The organism is uncultured Marixanthomonas sp. (genome assembly GCF_963974425.1).
Taxonomy (GTDB): Bacteria; Bacteroidota; Bacteroidia; order Flavobacteriales; family Flavobacteriaceae; genus Marixanthomonas.
The window spans coordinates 1-18,714 of record NZ_CAXBCK010000036.1 but is presented as its reverse complement, the minus strand read 5'-3'; the positions used below and the strand labels follow the sequence as shown (position 1 = coordinate 18,714).

The following is an 18,714-nucleotide window of genomic DNA, read 5'->3' as shown; positions in this document are numbered from 1 at the left end:
ACCATAAAACATTGCTCTATTCAACAATAAATCTTTTTGTGACTGTACCTTCAATAGTTTTAACCTCCATTAGGTAGACACCACCTGCAAGATTTTTATTTAAAAGAATTTCCTTTTTATTAAACGTATTTGAATATACCTCCGCACCCAATATTGAATAAATTTTAATTTCAGATGAAACATCACTCAAATTTATCTGAACATTGATTGAGGAACCTTTTACTGGGTTTGGATATATCGTAAAACCTATTTTAGTATCGTTAGTTTCAACGCCTAATTCAGGGCTACAATAGTGAGGCTCGGGATCAAACCCCTTCGGAAAAGTGGATTCAAAAAGCTCTACAGAAACGCTTCCTTCCCAAATATCCTTTTCCAAAAGTGTATTATCTGGACCTATTAAACAAAATGTAGGGTAAGCACCTACTCCAAAATCATCATCCACAGCTATGCTTCCGCCCTCGTTTGATACTGCTGGAGCACTTTTAAAAGGTCCACCAAACTCTGCTTCATATGCAATTACATCTGCATCGGTATCATTTCCATTATTTATTGACAAACAAAACACCATGTTTTCGTAACCCCCTTCATCTTCTTCGCCATTACAACCATATTTGTCATGAAATTCACTATATGCCGGTTGATTATTTTGACATGGAACACAATCCACAAAAAAGAAATCTAAATATACATATTTACCCTGAGCCGTTATACTGTATAAATTATGCTCGTTCCCTTCGACATCTGTTACAGTAAAATCGCTGACTACATCACCTACATTGTAGTTACTTACTTGTGCATTAGTTGTAAGCGTAAATACTACACTTAATAAAAATAAAGTAATTGTTTTCATATATTAAATTTTTAAGTTAATTTATTAATAAAATTACGCTTTATTTGCTGTATAACAAGTAATTATATAATATTTTAGCATTTAAAAAGCAATTATTATTTATAATCCCTGAAAACAAAGTCTATTACTTTTATCCCATTTAACCAATGGGATAAAAGTATTGTTTCTTAAAATGACATGTTAATTGTACTTTTGGCCTCAAAATGCATCAATGTCTAAAATTTTATTACTCGGAAGCGGCGAATTAGGAAAAGAATTTACTATTGCTGCACAACGAATTGGCCAAACTATTATAGCCGTAGATAGCTATAAAAATGCTCCTGCTATGCAAGTTGCAGATTCGTTTGAGGTTATCAATATGCTAGATGGCGATGCGCTAGATGCTATCGTTGACAAACACAAACCAGATTACATTGTCCCCGAAATTGAAGCCATTAGAACCGAACGTTTCTACGAATATGAAAAACAAGGCTATACGGTAATTCCTTCAGCTAAAGCTGCTAATTACACAATGAACCGAAAAGCTATTCGCGATTTGGCTGCAAAAGAATTACGCATTAAAACAGCAGCTTATCGTTATGCTACTTCAGCAGAAAGTTTAGAAAAAGCAGTTTCTGAAGTTGGAATGCCATGTGTGGTAAAGCCTTTAATGTCTTCCAGCGGAAAAGGGCAAAGCACAATTAAAACAAAAAACGATATTACTAAAGCATGGCAATATTCTCAAGAAGGTTCTCGTGGTGATGTTGCAGAAGTAATTGTAGAAGCTTTTGTCAATTTCAACTACGAGATAACCCTACTAACCGTTACACAGCGAAACGGCGAAACACTTTTCTGCCCCCCTATTGGGCATAGGCAAGAACGCGGTGATTATATGGAAAGCTGGCAACCTGCTACTATGGAAGCTACGCATTTAAAAACTGCCCAAGAAATGGCAGAAAAAGTTACCCAAGCACTTACTGGATCTGGAATATGGGGCGTCGAATTTTTTGTAGCTGACGATGGTGTTTACTTTTCTGAACTTTCTCCCCGACCACACGACACAGGCATGGTTACTTTAGCCAACACCCAAAATTTTAATGAATTTGAACTTCATTTAAAAGCTGTTTTAGGATTGCCTATCCCTGAAATAACCCAAGAACGAATTGGTGCCAGTGCAGTTATCTTAGCTCAAGGGGAATCGCAAAATCCAACTTTTGAAGGATTAGAAACTGTTTCAGGAGCTGCAAAATGTGATTTCAGGTTATTTGGTAAAACCACCTCTCGGTTACATAGAAGAATGGGGGTTGTAGTTACCTACGATTCCATAGAAAGTTCTGTTTCCGAAGTGACTAAAAAAGCTAGGACACTAGCCGATAGCATTACAATAAAACTTTAATTCAGTTTTTCTTAAAGGAATATTGCTATAATCTTAGCGGTTCCGCCAAAAGAAAGGTGTTAATAGTATCAATACAGTAAATAGTTCTAAACGACCAATCAACATTAAAAACGAAGCCCACCATTTGGCAGCAGGAGGAAGTATTCCGTAATTATTTACAGGCCCTAGATCTCCCAAAGCGGGACCAACATTCCCCAACGAAGAGGCAGCACCACCTAATGCTGTTTTAAAATCTAATCCCAACCAGGAAAAAACCAACACTCCGACTATAAAAGAGAGCATATAGAGAATAAAGAATCCTAATATATTATACACAATAGGCTGACCTACAGCCTTATTATTATACCGTACAGGCAAAATGGCATTGGGGTGCAGCGCACGTTTAAACTCCAATATTCCATTTTTAATCATGATTAAATGACGAACTATCTTAATTCCCCCAGCAGTAGAACCAGCGGAGCCACCCAAAAACATCAGACCGAAAAAGAATATGGTAAGGAATGGTGTCCATAATGTATAATCTGCTGAAACAAAGCCTGTTGTAGTAATGATAGCAAGCACTTGAAATAGTCCGTGCCGAAAAGAACTTTCTAATCTTCCCCACACCATGCTATGCTCTATTGAAGATAATGAAATATCTGCTTTAAAATAGATGAGCAAAGTAGCTATAACAGTAAATGAACCTATAAATAAGCAATAAAACTTAAACTCATCATCCCTAAAAACTTTAGAAAATTTAGTTTTAAATGCAAAATAGCTCAATACAAAGTTAGTACCTGCCAAAAACATAAACAGAATAATAATATATTGTATAATAGGTTGGTCATTCCAATAAGCTACGCTTGCGTTTTTGGTCGAAAAACCACCTGTACTCAATGTACTTAACGAATGATTAATAGCGTCGAAAAAACTCATTCCTGCTAATTTTAACAACAACGTTTCAATTAACGTATAACCTACATAGATAATCCACAACCGTTTAGCGGTATCTGTAATACGTGGATGTAACTTATCACCGCCAGGACCCGGTGCTTCGGCAGAAAATAATTGCATACCACCAATCCCTAACAAAGGCAGAATAGCAATGGCCAATACGATAATCCCCATTCCTCCAATCCAATGTGTGATGCTTCGCCAAAAAAGCACCCCTTTCGGGATACTTTCTATATCACTTAATATAGAAGCACCTGTAGTGGTATATCCACTCATAGTTTCAAAAAAAGCATTGGTAATACTAGGTATTGCCCCACTTAGCATATACGGCAACGTTCCTGCTAAGGACATTGTTAGCCATCCAAAAGCTACAATAAGATATCCTTCTCTTTTCTGAATTTCCTTACGGTGATTCCGAGTGACTAACATGGAAATTGCACCTATTGCCATTGTAATTAGGCCTGCATTGAAAATTTGTAAAACAACGCCATCCTTATATATAAAGCTAACCAATGCTGATAAAAACATAAAACCAGCGTTTACTACTAATAGTAAACCCAAAAGGTGAATTATGATTTTTAGATTAAGCCTTGCAAAGGAACGCATTACACAAAAAGTTTTTCCACCTTATTAATAGATTGTGGTAAACAGCAAATTACAATATGATCGCCATTTTTAATTTTAAAATCACCTAAAGCAATTAAACCTTCACCATCTCGTACCACTCCGCCAATAACAGCAGATCTAGGTAAATCAATATCCTTTATTTTTTTGTCGCATACTTTTGAAGAAGTGGTAACTCTAAATTCCAAAAGCTCTGCATTCATGTTGTTAAGCTTTGTCATAGCTACAACCTCACCTTTTCTAACATACCTAAATATATTATTGGCAGCCAAAAGCTTCTTATTGATTAATGTATCAATACCTATGGATTGTGATAATTGAAAATAATCCATGTTTTCAACCAAAGCGATGGTTTTTTTTACACCTTTAGATTTTGCAACCAAACAAGACATGATATTGGTCTCACTGTTTCCTGTAACTGCTATAAACGCATCCATCTCGTTAATAGATTCTTCTTGCAGTAAATCTACATTTCTACCATCTCCATTGATAACAAGGCAACTAGGAATATCGTCAGCTATATCAAAAGCTTTGTCTTTACTGCTTTCAATAAGTTTTACCTTAAAGCTATTTTTACAGAGGTCTTGAGCTGTTTTATACCCTATTTTACTTCCTCCAAGAATCATCACGTTTTTAATATCTTCTCTCACTTTTCCGGTAAGATGAAACATTTCTTCAACCCCTTTTTCAGTAGTTGTAAAATATACTTGATCCCCCTCTTTAAACTGCGTATCTCCTCTTGGAATAAGGGTATATTGGGTTCCAAAACGCTGTATAGCTAGAGGCACATAATTTAGGTCTGGATTTAAATCCCCAACTTCCTTCACAGTTTTACCTACAAAAGCTGCAGTACGGGATAAATTTAGCCCAATCATCGTTAGCGCTCCATCTTCAAATTCGTAAGTGTCATTAAACGCACTTTGACCTAACAATAAAGCAATTTCATTAGCCGCAAGTGCTTCTGGAGAAATGAGTTCGTCTATACCAAATTTAGTAAAACCTACCTCATCCTTTTTCTCAATAAACTCAGTATTTGAAATACGAGCCACTGTCCGTTTGGCTCCCAATTGCTTGGCTAACACACAAACCGTTATGTTAGTGGTTTCACTAGAGGTCACTGCGATTACTAGATCTGTGGAAGCTATTTTCGAATCTTTCAAAACAGAAATTGAAGTAGCGTCACCCTTTACCACACGAATATCCAAATGGGTATCAGCATATGCCAAAGATTCTTTTTTGGTATCTATAAGGGTAATATCTTGAGACTCGTAAGACAGCAATTTAGCTAAATGAAATCCCACTTCACCGGCACCGGCAATAATAATCTTCATAAACGTCTTCTAATAAGTGCGGCAAAGTTATGTAATTTAAAATTAGTTATTAAGAAGTATTTATAAATCTATATTAACTTAAAAATTAATGTTAGAGTTTCTATCTCAAAATCCACATGTGATTGCATACAACTATCAAAAAAAACGTAGTTTTGCTTTTGCTATGACTTCAGAAAAAAAAGTGACACCCTACAAAGGCTCTGCCGAAAATAAAAAGCAGCAGGTTGAAAAAATGTTCGACACCATTTCTGGTGAATATGACGGGTTAAACCGTGTTATCTCATTAGGAAGCGATATAAAGTGGCGAAAAAAAGTAATCAAGATGGTTCTAAACACCAAACCAGATGCCATCCTTGATATTGCAACTGGTACTGGCGACCTTGCTGTACAATTTGCAAAAACCAGCGAGGCATCAAAAATTATAGGTTTAGACCTTTCTGAAGGAATGCTTTCCGTAGCCCGAAAAAAAGTAGAAGGAACCCCATTAGAAAATAAAGTGGGATTTGTAAAAGGAGATTCCGAAGCATTACCATTTGATGATAACACCTTCGATGCAATAACGGTTTCGTTCGGGATTCGAAACTTTGAGAACCTTGAAAAAGGCCTTTCTGAAATTTTAAGGGTTTTAAAAAAAGGAGGAATATTTGTTATTTTAGAAACATCAGTTCCTAAAAAATTTCCATTTAAACAAGGCTATTCTATTTACACCAAAGGCATAATGCCATTTATAGGCCGTGTTTTTTCAAAAGACAAAGTAGCTTACAAATATTTAAGCGAAAGTGCTTCTGTTTTTCCACATGGAGAAATCTTAAACAATATTTTACGCAAAACTGGGTTTATAGAAGTGAAAAACAAACCACAAACTTTTGGCGTAGCCACCATTTATATAGCTACTAAATAAATATGAAGAAACTATTTTTTCTACTTGCCATACTATTTTTAGCCCATAGTGCCCATGCACAACTCTTTAACAAAGAAAGATTGGCAAACCAAGAAACATTTGACAAACGTTTTTTAACATGGGGATATTTTTTAGGCTTTAATAGCTATGACTTTAAATTTGAATATGAAAATGAAAACCCCGATGACAGAACAGATATTCTTGTAGATGGAGATTTAGGCTTTAATGTAGGCCTTGTAGGTGATATGCGAGTAAACGACTATGTTAACATCCGTTTAGAACCTGGGTTATACTACACACAAAGAAATTTACGGTTCCCTGGTTTTGAAGAAGAAAAAGACATCTTGCGCGAAGTTAAATCTACTTACATACACGTTCCGTTACTTGTAAAACTTTCAACTAAGCGATTAAATAATTTCAGACCTTTCATAGTTGGTGGAATTTCTACTTCCTTAAACTTATCGAGTAACGAAGGAAACCCGCAAGACAACTCAGGTGGTGAATTTAGAATGACCAAGACCACTAATTATTTTGAACTTGGCTTCGGGATCGATTTCTACCTCTATTACTTTAAGTTTACTCCTTCCATTCGAGGGGTGTTTGCTACTAGTGATGAATTGGTGCCCGATGAAGACCCAAATAGCCCTTGGACTGGAAACATTACTCAAATGTCCACCCGTGGTATTTTTATCAACTTTACATTTCAGTAAAACGCCGAGCCTCGCTTAACAAAATTGCAGTTGCGGTTGCTACATTCAAGCTCTCTGTTGTTTGATTGCCAAATTGAGGAATGGCTACCTTTTCAGTAATCAGTTTTTCAATAGATTCTGAAACACCATTTGCCTCATTCCCCATCACGATAATAGCATCTTGCTGAAGCTTTTGGTTATAAACATTTTCTCCATCCATAAAAGCACCATAAATTGGCAATGAAGAAGCTTTTAAATAGTGTTCGATGTCTAAATAATGAATGGCAACCCGCGCTAACGAACCCATTGTAGCTTGCACTACTTTTGGGTTGTAACAATCTGTAGTATCGGTCGAGCAAATTAACTGCTTTACCCCAAACCAATCGCACAACCTAATTATAGTTCCTAAATTACCTGGGTCACGAACGGCATCAAGAACAAGTGTTAATCCATTATTATTAACTGGTTTAACTTCAGGTATTTTAAAAACAGCCAACGAGGTATTTGCTGTTTTTAGAAAGCTTATTTTCTGAAGTTCGCCTTGCGTAACATGAAAATGGTTTTCGTTTATGATTTTCTCTTTATCTACTGAAAAAAAAGAATGAATTTCTACACCTTCTTGTTTTAATTCTGAAATAACTTTAGGACCTTCGCCCACGAAAAGTCCGTGTTTTTCCCGGTACTTTTTTTGCTTTAAACTCGTTATTGACTTTATTTTACTTTTACTTATCAAATTATAGTATTTTTGAAATTAAGTAAACCTGAACACTTGGCCCAAACCCTCACAAAAATAGCATTATTTTTAGGAGTAATTGCACTGTTTCTATCCTGTAACGCCGTAAAACGCGTACCGGACGATCAGTTTTTACTTTCAGAAAATAAAATTGTAGTTGATAGCTTAAAAATAAGCGACCTTAGGGTATACAGCCAATTAAAGCAGCAACCAAACCCTAAAATACCATTGTTAGGCGTCCCCTTTGGACTTCATATTTATAATTTAGCAGACCCGCACCCAGATTCTACATATCAAAAATGGTTGCATAAAAGGCCAAAACGTGAAGAGCGATTGGTTAAATTTCTATCTAGGAAACAAGTACAAGAAATTGGCAATAGCTATGTAGGCCTTAACAATTGGTTACGAAAATCTGGAGACGCTCCCGTAATTATTGATAAAGAAAAAGCTGAAAGTTCAAAAGAACGCTTAGAGCGGTATTACGCCAGTTATGGTTATTTTAATACCGAAGCAGATTATAAAGTTACTCCGCTCGAAAAGAAGAAAAAAAGAGCTAGTATAACGTACAATGTAAATAGACATCAACCATACATTGTAGATTCCATTAATAAAGAAATTGCATCTCCAGTGGTCGATTCACTTTTTAAAGCCTCAATTGGCAACACCTTTATTAAATCTGGAAAACAATATGATGCCAACGACTTTGTAGATGAACGGGATAGGTTGACCATCCAATTTAGAAATTCAGGGTTATTTCATTTTGATCAAGACTACGTGGGTTTTGAAGCCGATACTGTAAACACAGGACACAAAGCCAATATAAAATATCAAATACCAAATCGGGAAGTAACCGAAGGCGACAGCACGTATACAGAACCATTTAAAGTGCATACTGTAAATGAAATTCGGATTGTGACAGACTTTAGCTATGAAAACCGAAACGAAACTCCTACAGACTCTGTTGAACATGAAGGGTACCAACTATATAGTTTTGATAAATTAAAATACAATCCCAAAGCTATAACAGATGCCATTTCCATTACACCTAATTCTATTTTTAAAGATATAGACCGGACGTTAACGTACAACCAAATAAATGACCTTAAAGTCTTTAAGTATCCAAACATCAGTTATCAAGAGGACCCTAGAGATAGTACCGGAACTAAATTAATAACAACCATTTTACTTAGTCCGAGGAAAAAATATAACCTAGGTGTAGATTTTGACGCATACACTTCTACCATTCAACAGTTTGGAATAGGTTTTAGCTCTACATTTCAAATACGGAATGTCTTTAAAGGTGCTGAAATTTTAGAGATTTCAGGACGTGGCAGTGTTGGTTCTTCTGCAGATAAAGGAGGTGGTTTCTTTAACACTTCAGATGTAGGTGGCGATGTTAAACTTACTTTTCCGAGGATATTATTCCCCTTTAACACGGATAGTTTTATAAAAAAATACATGTCTCCTTCTACCGAGATAAGCGTAGGTTTTAGTGCCCAGAATAATATAGGTTTGGACAGACAAAACTTAAATGCAATTTTTAATTACCGTTGGAAACCAAAAAAAATACGCACCAACCAATTTAACCTAGCAAACGTACAATATGTAAGAAACCTTAGAACCGACAACTATTTCAATGTTTATAAGAGCACGTATAGTCGACTAAACGAAATTGCTGAAGAAGTAGGGTACGACTTTATGGATCCTACTTCCGAAGATCCAACCTTAGGCATTCCCAACGAAGCAGATCAATTTATTGATGATATTTTGGACAATAGCCTCCCAAATACAGTAACATCAGAAATTTACGAAGAGGTTTTAGGGATTGCAGAGCGTAAATTCAGACTAACAGAAGACAATCTTATTTTTGCATCAAACTTCACTTGGACCCGAGATACTCGCGAAAATATTTATGATAATAATTTTTCACGTCTACGTTGGAAATTAGAAAGTGCTGGTAATTTTTTATCGCTAGCCTCTAAAGCGACCGGACAGGAGAAAAATGCGAACGGTAATTACGAAACCCTAGGTGTAGCTTATTCTCAATATATAAAAGGCGAAACCGAATACATTAAGCATTGGGCATTGAACGACAATAATATTTTAGCCGTGAGAGCATTTGGGGGTATAGCTATTCCCTACGGAAACAGTAACACCATACCCTTTACCAGAAGTTATTTTGCAGGTGGTGCAAACGATAACAGAGGGTGGCGAGCTTATGATTTAGGCCCAGGAAGTAGTGGCGGCATCTTAGATTTTAATGAAGCCAATTTTAAACTAGCTTTTAATGCAGAATACCGGTATACCATTTTAGGAGCTTTTAAAGGAGCATTTTTTGTAGATGCAGGAAATATATGGAACGTTCTTGACAACGAGAACAGAGAAGCCTTTAGATTCAATGGAATACAAGACCTTAAAGAACTTGGAGTTGCCTCTGGGTTTGGTCTGCGATATGACTTTGGTTTTTTTGTACTTCGGTTTGATATAGGCTTCAAAACACACGACCCAGGCAGACCTGTTGGCGAACGTTGGTTCAAGGACTATAATTTTAGTAATGCCGTTTATAATATAGGAATCAACTATCCCTTCTAACCCATTAAAAATTCTTATTTTTGCGGGTAAAACGATCAACAACTATGAATCATTCCATACAACCGGGCGTAGCAACCGGAAGAGAAGTCCAGAAAATACATCAGTACGCAAAGGAAAAAGGCTTTGCAATGCCAGCCGTAAACGTAGTTGGCTCTAATAGTATTAATACCGTTATGGAAACGGCTGCTGCTTTAAATTCACCCGTAATTATACAATTTTCCAACGGAGGAGCTTATTTTAATGCTGGAAAAGGCCTGAGCAACGAAAACCAAAAAGCTGCTATTCTTGGCGGTGTTGCTGGCGCAAAACATATTCATGATTTAGCAAAAGCATACGGTGCAACTGTTATTTTACACACAGATCACGCTGCTAAAAAATTACTTCCATGGATCGACGGTCTTCTAGATGCCGGCGAACAATTTTACAAAGAACATGGAAAGCCGCTATTCAGTTCGCATATGATTGATCTTTCAGAAGAACCTCTTGAAGAGAATATCAAAATTTCAAAAAAATACCTAGAACGCATGAGCAAAATGGGTATGACACTTGAAATTGAATTAGGTATTACTGGTGGTGAAGAAGACGGAGTTGATAACACCGATGTAGATTCCTCAAAACTGTATACTCAACCTGAAGAGGTAGCCTACGCATATGAAGAATTATTAAAAGTGAGCGATCAATTTACCATCGCTGCTGCTTTCGGAAATGTACACGGTGTTTATAAACCTGGAAATGTAAAATTAACACCTGTTATCCTTAAAAACTCACAGGAATACGTTCAGAAAAAATTCAATACAGACCACAACCCTATTGATTTTGTTTTTCACGGCGGAAGCGGTTCTACAGTTGAAGAAATTAGAGAAGCAATTGGTTATGGCGTGATAAAAATGAACATTGACACCGATCTGCAATACGCATTTAATGAAGGAGTACGTGACTATGTAACCAAAAACATTGATTATCTAAAAACTCAAATTGGGAATCCAGAAGGCGAAGAGGTACCCAATAAAAAATATTACGACCCGAGAAAGTGGTTACGCGAAGGCGAACTAACATTTAAAAAACGATTGGAAAAGGCTTTTGAAGACCTTAACAGCGTAAACACATTATAACTTAAAACTCCTCAATTATGTCTTGGTTTAAAAGAACAAAAAAAGGAATTCAAACCCCTACCGAAGAGAAGAAAGACGTCCCAAAAGGATTGTGGTACAAATCTCCAACAGGGAAGATAGTTGACTCTGAAGAGCTTGAAAAGAACTTCTATGTGAGTCCTGAAGACGGCTATCACGTAAGAATTGGAAGCAACGAATACTTTGAATTGCTTTTTGATGACAATAAATACAAAGAACTTGATAAAAACTTGACTTCAAAAGATCCTTTGAAATTTGAAGACAAGAAAAAATATCCAGATCGTTTAAAAGATGCTCAAAAGAAAACCGGATTAAAAGACGCAGCGCGAACCGCTGTTGGTAAATCTATGGGCAAAGAACTAGTAATCGCTTGTATGGACTTCAGTTTTATTGGAGGTTCTATGGGAAGCGTTGTAGGTGAAAAAATTGCACGTGCTGCAGATTATTCACTTAAAAAGAAAATCCCACTAATGATTATTTCAAAAAGTGGTGGTGCGCGTATGATGGAAGCTGTTCTTTCTTTAATGCAATTAGCTAAAACGAGTGCTAAATTAGCACAGTTATCAGACGCTGGAATTCCATACATCTCTTTATGTACTGACCCTACAACTGGAGGCACAACAGCTTCCTTTGCTATGTTAGGCGATATTAACATAAGCGAACCTGGAGCATTAATCGGTTTTGCAGGACCTCGTGTAGTTCGTGATACTACAGGACAAGAGCTTCCGGAAGGGTTTCAAACTGCTGAGTTTTTAAAAGAACACGGCTTTTTAGACTTTATCACACACCGAAGAGATCTAAAAACACGCGTAAATCAATATTTAGATTTAGTCCTAAATAGGCCTATGCGTGAAAAAACAGCATAAAAAAAAGCAGCCAAGTTTGGCTGCTTTTTTTATCTCTTATCTTAAATTATTTTTGCCCCTCTTTTTCTACTTCTCCTTTATGATCGTCTTTTACAACTTCATCTCTATATTTACAACAAGGATGAACACTATTGTATGCTTCGTTAGTAGCTTTTAAGTCTTCTACATCGTGCCCTACTGCTAAAATATTTTCTTTAATAGCATCTAAGTTCGTTTTCTTTTCGTTGAAAATTAACTTAAGCTCGTGAGTTTGCACATCCCAAATTGCACTTTTTACGCCTTTAGTTTTTATACTTGCCTTCTCTATTCTTTCTTTACACATACCACAAACGCCATCAACTTCTAAAGAAGTTCTTGCATTTTTATTTTGGGCAAATGTTATTGTTGTGATTAATAAAACAAATACAGTTATTACTTTTTTCATTTTTTATAATTTTTAAAGTGTTATTACTTAATTCGATATCTTAAACCTGCATAATAGAGGCTTCCAAAAATGGGGCCATATACAAATGTACTGTCAAAGTTTGAGCCAAAAGGATTGTCTGCTCCTAGAATAGGGTTGTTTTGCCTTACATTGGTTATATTCTCCCCTCCTATATATATTTCAAATTTTGGTGAAAATACTTTAGTTACTTGCGCATTTAAGGTATTCACATTAGGTGAAAAATTTGGCAATTGAAACTCTATCGGACTGTTTTGTGTAGAAGGAAACCGTTGTTTACCTAACCAATTGTACGTAACATCAAATTTCCATTTACTATTATTTTTAATAGGTGTTTCATACGATGCATTTGCAAAAAAACGATGTTGTGCCGTTAAGGGTTTAATTTTTTCACCTGTTTGATATTTCGTTTTTATATCGTAATACTTATAAGCTAGGCGCGTATTAAAACCTGTAAATGGGTTATAATTAAATTCAGTTTGAAAACTGTTTGCAAAACTCTCATTTTCTAAATTGTAAAAACTAATTTCTTGCAAATTTTCCCAATCTACCACTACTTGATTTTGAAAATCGGTTCTATAAAAATCAAATGTTACGTCTGCTTTTTTTCCAAATAAATTAAAACCTTGAAGGTAGGACACACCATAGTTCCAAGCAATCTCGGGGTCTAACCCATAGATATTTCCTTCGGCAGAAGGATTAATATTAATATTTCTGGAAGTAGCGAAAAGGTTTTGGTTTTCTGCAAAGATATTGGCTGAACGTTTTCCTCTTCCTATAGAGGCTCTAAACGCAGATTTATCCCAAGGCGTATATTTTGCATGTATTCTTGGAGTTACAAACACCCCCAACCTATTATGGTTATCCACACGCATACCTGCAGTAAAATTTAAATTTTCTAAATCATCAAAGTTATATTCAAAAAAAGCGCCAATGGAGTTGTCTTTACGCTCAAAAGAGGTGGTTTCTACCAATTCATCATACTTATCGTAAGTAAAGCTAACTCCAGTTTTAATTTTGTGTCGCGAATCTCCAATAATTGAATTATAGGTGAAATTTGAATAAACGCTATTGTGTTCAATATTATAGGTTCGTAAACCAAAGTAAGAATTTTGTTGATGGTTGCTTATTGCAAATTGCAAACCAGCACTTCGCCAAGGTAATTCTGGGTTTACATATCCAAATTTACCAGAAAAGTCGTACCGTTCGGTTTCAATTTCACTTCCCCAAGCATTGGTGGTAAGCTTATCAGTATCTGGGTCAAAATCCAATTCTCCAGTTTGCTTTTCATCATTAAGATATCTCACATTTAAAAACCCCACAAAGCCATTTTCGGTATCTGTATATTGCCAGCGATTCATCACATTTATTTGATGGTATAGTGGCATATCTAAAAAGTTATCTTCATTTACATCATGTTTTTCTTGATGTGTATTCCCGTGTAAATAAACACCTGTGCTCCATCTATCACTTAATTTGGTGTTATAATGTGTATTTACTTCAAATCGCTGACTACTGGCTCCATATAGATTAACAAAGAACTTATCATCTTTTGTAGGCTTTTGCAGCTCTGCATTGATCTGCCCTGCAATACTTTCATAACCATTTACCACACTTCCAGCCCCTTTGGTTATTTGAATACTTTCCACCCAAGTACCTGGTGTAAATGTTAATCCATAAGCTTGTGCTGCCCCTCGTACCGTGGGGATATTTTCCATCGCTATAAGAATATATGGACTTGTTAAACCCAACATTTTTATCTGTCTGGTTCCAGAAATAGCGTCGGCAAAATTTACGTCAATAGAAGGATTGGTTTCAAAACTTTCAGCTAAATTACAACAAGCAGCTTTTAGCAGTTCGTCACTACTTACGTTAATTACATTTTGGGCTTCTATATAAGACCTTGAAGTTGCTTTTTTTCTGGCGACTAGCTTTACTTCTTCTAAATTACTTTTAGGACTTAAAGTCGCTTTTAATTGTTTTGTGGGATTTGCAACATTTAACGTGTCTGAAGTAAAACCCACATAACTTACAATTAGTTTTTTGTAAGATTCTTTGTAACGGATTGAAAACTTTCCGTCAAAGTCGGTTACTACTCCCACTTGGGTCCCAAGCCAATACACATTAGCCCCCAAAAGTGGTGTATTTGTTCCTTCTTCGTAAACTACACCTTCTACATGAGTTTGAGAAAACATAATTATAGGAAGAAAAATTAAAAATAGAGTAATTACTAATTTTTTCATTCTTTGATTTATAAATTTTATGGATACGCTTATAGAAGATATCTTCTCACATCCTTATTAAAGGAAAGAAGATTATCTTGATTTCATAAAATCAAAATCAAATTAAAAAGTCTTGATGTAAAATTTGGATATCGGCCACCAAAATGGGTGGAATGTAGTCTCTGTGTGGTGAAAGCTGAGCTGGCATGCTTTCAAAGAGGTGAAAATATGATTCGGACAGAGTAAACCAAACCAGTTGCTGTTCGTAATCTAAATCGTCAATTTTTTTGGAAGTGACTACTTCTTGACCCTCTACTAAATGCACCTCATCGTCACAACAATCAGGTTGTGTCACAGAAGTTTCTGAAGTACTAAAACAGGATGTTTCAGCACACCTTTCTACCTGAGCAAAAACTGCCGAATCGACAAGAAACCCACTACAAAAATGTTTTTTTATCGTAAAAGAGCTAGTTGACAATAAAATTAATATTGCCAATAGAAATGAAGAAACACTCTGTAGAAATTTTATTTTCACGACGCAAATTTACTAAATTTTAATTATCCAAAAACAGTTAAAAAATTAGCTTTAGATAAAATATAAAAACAATGTCATTAAAAGCATATTTATTATTTTTTAGCTTATCTTTGCCGCTTGATTACCAAAGTGGTATTCAGTACATAAAAATCATTTTAATAATATTGGCATGTATTTAACTGCAGACGAGAAAAAAGAATTATTTAAAAAACACGGTAAGTCTGAAAACGACACCGGTTCTACAGAAGGGCAAATTGCGTTGTTTACACAACGTATTGAGCACCTTTCAAAACACCTTAAAAGCAACCAGAAAGACTTCAATACTGAACGATCTTTGGTGAAATTAGTAGGTAAGCGTAGATCACTTCTTGATTATCTTATGAAAAAAGATATTGTAAGATACCGTGCAATCGTTAAAGAATTAGGATTACGTAAGTAATTATTTTAAAGGGGCTTTTTTAGCCCCTTTATTGTTTAAAATCTGGAAATTCAACACCTCTAGATTTTTCTACGAAAGAGTAGAAACAAATAGAAAAAGCTACCACTAGGTTTTTCATTGGTCACCACAACAACACAACTTTTGTTCGACAACCGGACAACGACCAATTTTAACTGCGCCTATTATCCCGATAGCTATCGGGACGCGCACTAATGAAAAACAAGTATGATACCTAAAGTATTTAAAGAGGTTATAGACCTTGGCGATGGTAGAGAAATCTCTATCGAAACCGGAAAATTAGCAAAACAAGCCCACGGCTCTGTTGTTGTGCAATCTGGAAAATGTATGCTGCTTTGTACCGTAGTTTCAAACTACGAACAAAAAGACTTACCATTTTTACCATTAACAGTTGACTACCGCGAAAAATTTGCAGCAGCAGGACGTTATCCTGGTGGTTTCTTCAAAAGAGAAGCAAGACCAAGTGATGGTGAAATTTTAACGATGAGATTGGTGGATCGTGTATTGCGTCCATTATTTCCAAAGGATTACAGTGCCGAAACACAAGTAATGATCCAGTTAATGTCTCATGACGAAGATGTGATGCCAGAAGCAATGGCTGGTTTAGCCGCTTCTGCAGCGATTCAATTATCAGATTTTCCTTTTGAATGTGCTATTTCTGAAGCCCGAGTAGGCCGTGTAGATGGTAAATTCATCATCAACCCAACAAGAGCGCAATTAGCAGAATCTGATCTAGAAATGATGATCGGAGCTTCAGCAGACAGCGTGATGATGGTAGAAGGTGAAATGGATGAGATTTCAGAAGAAGATATGGTAGAAGCAATAAAATTTGCTCACGAAGCCATTAAAGTACAAATTGAAGCACAACATCGCTTAGCTGAAGCAGTAGGAAGAAAAGAAGTACGTGAGTACGAAGGTGAATCTACTGAAGCAGACCTTGAGAAAAAGGTACACGATTTGGCGTATGACAAAGTATATGCTGTTGCAAAAGCTGGTTCTTCAAAGCACGAGCGTACAGAAGCATTCGCTAACATTAAAGAAGAAGTAAAAGCTTCATTTTCTGAAGAAGAACTAGAAGAACAAGGCGATTTAATTTCAGATTATTACCGTAAAGCTGAAAAAGCTGCCGTACGTGATCTTATCTTAAATGAAGGGTTACGTCTTGATGGCCGTAAGACTGACGAGGTTCGTGATATTTGGTGTGAAGTAGATTATTTACCATCTGTACACGGTTCTGCTGTGTTTACAAGAGGTGAAACACAAGCATTGGCAACTGTTACCCTAGGTACATCTCGCGATGCAAACCAGATAGATATGCCATCTCAAGAAGGTGAAGAACGCTTCTACTTACATTATAACTTCCCTCCATTTTGTACTGGTGAAGCAAGACCTATTCGTGGAACATCTCGTAGAGAGATTGGTCACGGTAACTTAGCGCAACGTGCCCTAAAAGGTATGGTACCAGAAGAATGCCCTTACACTGTACGTGTGGTTAGTGAAGTATTAGAATCTAACGGATCCTCTTCTATGGCGACTGTTTGCGCAGGTACAATGGCATTAATGGATGCTGGTGTACAAATGAAAAAGCCAGTTTCTGGTATCGCTATGGGGTTAATTTCTGATGGTGATTCTGGGAGATATGCTGTATTGTCCGATATTTTAGGTGATGAAGATCACTTGGGTGATATGGACTTTAAAGTAACTGGAACTGCAGATGGTATCACTGCGTGCCAAATGGATATTAAAGTAAAAGGATTGTCTTATGAGATTTTAGTGAATGCACTAAAACAAGCTCGCGAGGGTCGTTTACACATTCTAGGTAAATTAACCGATACTATTGCACAACCAAATGCAGATGTTAAATCTTACGCTCCTAAAATGGTATCTGTAAGGATTCCAAACGAGTATATTGGCGCAATGATTGGACCTGGTGGAAAAGTAATTCAAGAACTTCAAAAAGAGACGGATACAACAATCGTTATCAACGAAGATCCAGAAACTGAAGAAGGTATTATTGAAATATTAGGTACTGGTCAAGAAGGAATTGATGCCGTATTAGCTAAAATTGACTCTATTACCTTTAAACCTGAAGTAGGTAGTGTATATGAAGTGAAAGTAATCAAGATACTTGATTTTGGAGCTGTAGTTGAATACGTTGATGCCCCTGGTAATGAAGTTTTGTTACACATTTCTGAACTAGCTTGGGATCGTACCGACAATGTTACCGATGTAGTAAACATGGGTGATGTAATCGATGTGAAGTACTTCGGTATTGATAAGCGAACTAGAAAAGAGAAAGTTTCTAAAAAAGCACTTGAGCCAAAACCAGAAGGCTATCAAGAGCGTAAAAGCAGTGGCGGAAGCCGTGACAACAATAAAGGTCGCGACAACCGAAACCGAGATAATAAAAAAAGAGACTAAGATTTCTTTTAAATAATTTGTAAAAACGCCTTCTAAACAGAAGGCGTTTTTTTGTCTGTCAATATAGCAGAACACTCATTATGGCAGACAATACCTGCCATTTCTGCACCAATTGCATTTTAGTTAAAAAGTTAAGAATTAATTAAAAAACTTAGCTTAACCACTGTATTTGCTATCTTTATCTGAAAACATTTTCAAATAACTCCGAATTTTTCAAAGTTTATAGAGTCTCGTATGGTACTTGCACACTATAGGCCAAACAATTAAATAAAATTATGAAAGTACTAGTTATAGGCGCTGGAAATATGGGATTAACCTACGCTGAAGGCATGGCAAAATCGCCATACTTGAATCGAAGGAATTTAATGATTTTCGATGTTTCTTCAGAAAAAACAGAAGCATTAAGCGCTATTCCGCATTTTGATGCATACGATACTCTTGAAGACTGTCTGCCCAAAGCAGATGTTGTTTTTATTGCAGTAAAACCATACCATAGTGAAGATCTTTTTAAAACTATGAAAAACCAAGTTAACAAAGACCAAGTGTTTGTTTCCTTAATGGCAGGGATTACGATAGAAAGTATGCAGGAAGGATTAGGAGTTAAAAAAGTTAT

16 protein-coding genes are annotated in these 18,714 nt (G+C 36.1%); 9 read left to right on the top strand and 7 right to left on the bottom strand.

Features of this window, described 5'->3' with window-relative positions:
• Positions 1–16 precede the first annotated feature (16 nt).
• The gene (locus AACZ92_RS11285) at positions 17–850 is read right to left on the bottom strand and encodes a T9SS type A sorting domain-containing protein (protein ID WP_339701267.1); all 834 of its coding nucleotides are present in this window, start codon (positions 848–850) and stop codon (positions 17–19) included.
• 184 nt (positions 851–1,034) lie between these two features.
• On the opposite strand from AACZ92_RS11285, the gene purT reads away from it, so the two are divergent.
• Entirely contained in the window at positions 1,035–2,225 is a 1,191-nt protein-coding gene (gene purT / locus AACZ92_RS11280; RefSeq protein ID WP_339701265.1) for a formate-dependent phosphoribosylglycinamide formyltransferase, read from the top strand.
• Between the two features lie 33 nt (positions 2,226–2,258).
• On the opposite strand, the gene AACZ92_RS11275 is transcribed toward purT, so the two are convergent.
• Together AACZ92_RS11275 and trkA are read right to left on the bottom strand one after the other, a co-directional pair.
• Positions 2,259–3,764 (bottom strand): potassium transporter TrkG, encoded by a 1,506-nt coding sequence (locus tag AACZ92_RS11275; RefSeq protein ID WP_339701262.1) that lies wholly within the window; start codon positions 3,762–3,764, stop codon positions 2,259–2,261.
• Entirely contained in the window at positions 3,764–5,113 is a 1,350-nt protein-coding gene (gene trkA, locus AACZ92_RS11270; protein ID WP_339701259.1) for a Trk system potassium transporter TrkA, read from the bottom strand. The genes AACZ92_RS11275 and trkA overlap by 1 nt, the downstream gene beginning before the upstream one ends.
• Positions 5,114–5,276: 163 nt before the next feature.
• On the opposite strand from trkA, the gene ubiE reads away from it, so the two are divergent.
• Positions 5,277–6,014 carry a bifunctional demethylmenaquinone methyltransferase/2-methoxy-6-polyprenyl-1,4-benzoquinol methylase UbiE gene (gene ubiE, locus AACZ92_RS11265; protein WP_339701320.1) on the top strand — a complete coding sequence of 246 codons (738 nt, stop codon included), beginning with the start codon at positions 5,277–5,279 and terminating at the stop codon, positions 6,012–6,014.
• Positions 6,015–6,016: 2 nt separating this feature from the next.
• Positions 6,017–6,724, top strand: a complete 708-nt coding sequence (locus tag AACZ92_RS11260) for a porin family protein (RefSeq protein ID WP_339701256.1) — start codon at positions 6,017–6,019, stop codon at positions 6,722–6,724.
• Here the strand turns inward: AACZ92_RS11260 and AACZ92_RS11255 are convergent.
• Entirely contained in the window at positions 6,711–7,436 is a 726-nt protein-coding gene (locus tag AACZ92_RS11255; protein ID WP_339701253.1) for an RNA methyltransferase, read from the bottom strand. The two genes, AACZ92_RS11260 and AACZ92_RS11255, sit on opposite strands and share 14 nt — an antisense overlap.
• 12 nt (positions 7,437–7,448) lie before the next feature.
• Between AACZ92_RS11255 and AACZ92_RS11250 the strand changes: the two genes are divergently transcribed.
• From AACZ92_RS11250 to accD, 3 genes are read left to right on the top strand one after another with little or no spacing between them, the layout of a single operon-like run.
• Positions 7,449–10,028: a BamA/TamA family outer membrane protein gene (locus AACZ92_RS11250; protein ID WP_339701250.1), complete on the top strand. Its 2,580-nt coding sequence runs from the start codon at positions 7,449–7,451 to the stop codon at positions 10,026–10,028.
• 44 nt (positions 10,029–10,072) lie between these two features.
• Positions 10,073–11,140: a class II fructose-bisphosphate aldolase gene (gene fbaA, locus AACZ92_RS11245; RefSeq protein WP_339701247.1), complete on the top strand. Its 1,068-nt coding sequence runs from the start codon at positions 10,073–10,075 to the stop codon at positions 11,138–11,140.
• 17 nt (positions 11,141–11,157) lie between these two features.
• Positions 11,158–12,024, top strand: a complete 867-nt coding sequence (accD, locus tag AACZ92_RS11240; RefSeq protein ID WP_339701244.1) for an acetyl-CoA carboxylase, carboxyltransferase subunit beta — start codon at positions 11,158–11,160, stop codon at positions 12,022–12,024.
• 46 nt (positions 12,025–12,070) lie between these two features.
• On the opposite strand, the gene AACZ92_RS11235 is transcribed toward accD, so the two are convergent.
• The 3 genes from AACZ92_RS11235 to AACZ92_RS11225 all read right to left on the bottom strand — a co-directional run bounded on the left by AACZ92_RS11235 (position 12,071) and on the right by AACZ92_RS11225 (position 15,223).
• Positions 12,071–12,448 (bottom strand): cation transporter, encoded by a 378-nt coding sequence (locus AACZ92_RS11235; protein ID WP_339701241.1) that lies wholly within the window; start codon positions 12,446–12,448, stop codon positions 12,071–12,073.
• Positions 12,449–12,471: 23 nt separating this feature from the next.
• Positions 12,472–14,709 (bottom strand): TonB-dependent receptor, encoded by a 2,238-nt coding sequence (locus tag AACZ92_RS11230; RefSeq protein WP_339701238.1) that lies wholly within the window; start codon positions 14,707–14,709, stop codon positions 12,472–12,474.
• 97 nt (positions 14,710–14,806) lie between these two features.
• Positions 14,807–15,223 carry a hypothetical protein gene (locus tag AACZ92_RS11225; RefSeq protein ID WP_339701235.1) on the bottom strand — a complete coding sequence of 139 codons (417 nt, stop codon included), beginning with the start codon at positions 15,221–15,223 and terminating at the stop codon, positions 14,807–14,809.
• 169 nt (positions 15,224–15,392) lie between these two features.
• Between AACZ92_RS11225 and rpsO the strand changes: the two genes are divergently transcribed.
• From rpsO to AACZ92_RS11210, 3 genes are all read left to right on the top strand, one after another.
• A complete protein-coding gene (rpsO, locus tag AACZ92_RS11220) occupies positions 15,393–15,662 on the top strand; it encodes a 30S ribosomal protein S15 (protein WP_339701232.1) in 270 nt (89 codons plus the stop codon).
• 225 nt (positions 15,663–15,887) lie between these two features.
• The gene (locus tag AACZ92_RS11215) at positions 15,888–18,101 is read left to right on the top strand and encodes a polyribonucleotide nucleotidyltransferase (RefSeq protein WP_339701229.1); all 2,214 of its coding nucleotides are present in this window, start codon (positions 15,888–15,890) and stop codon (positions 18,099–18,101) included.
• 275 nt (positions 18,102–18,376) lie between these two features.
• The coding region (locus AACZ92_RS11210; protein WP_339701226.1) for an NAD(P)-binding domain-containing protein at positions 18,377–18,714 on the top strand (338 nt) is incomplete at its 3' end.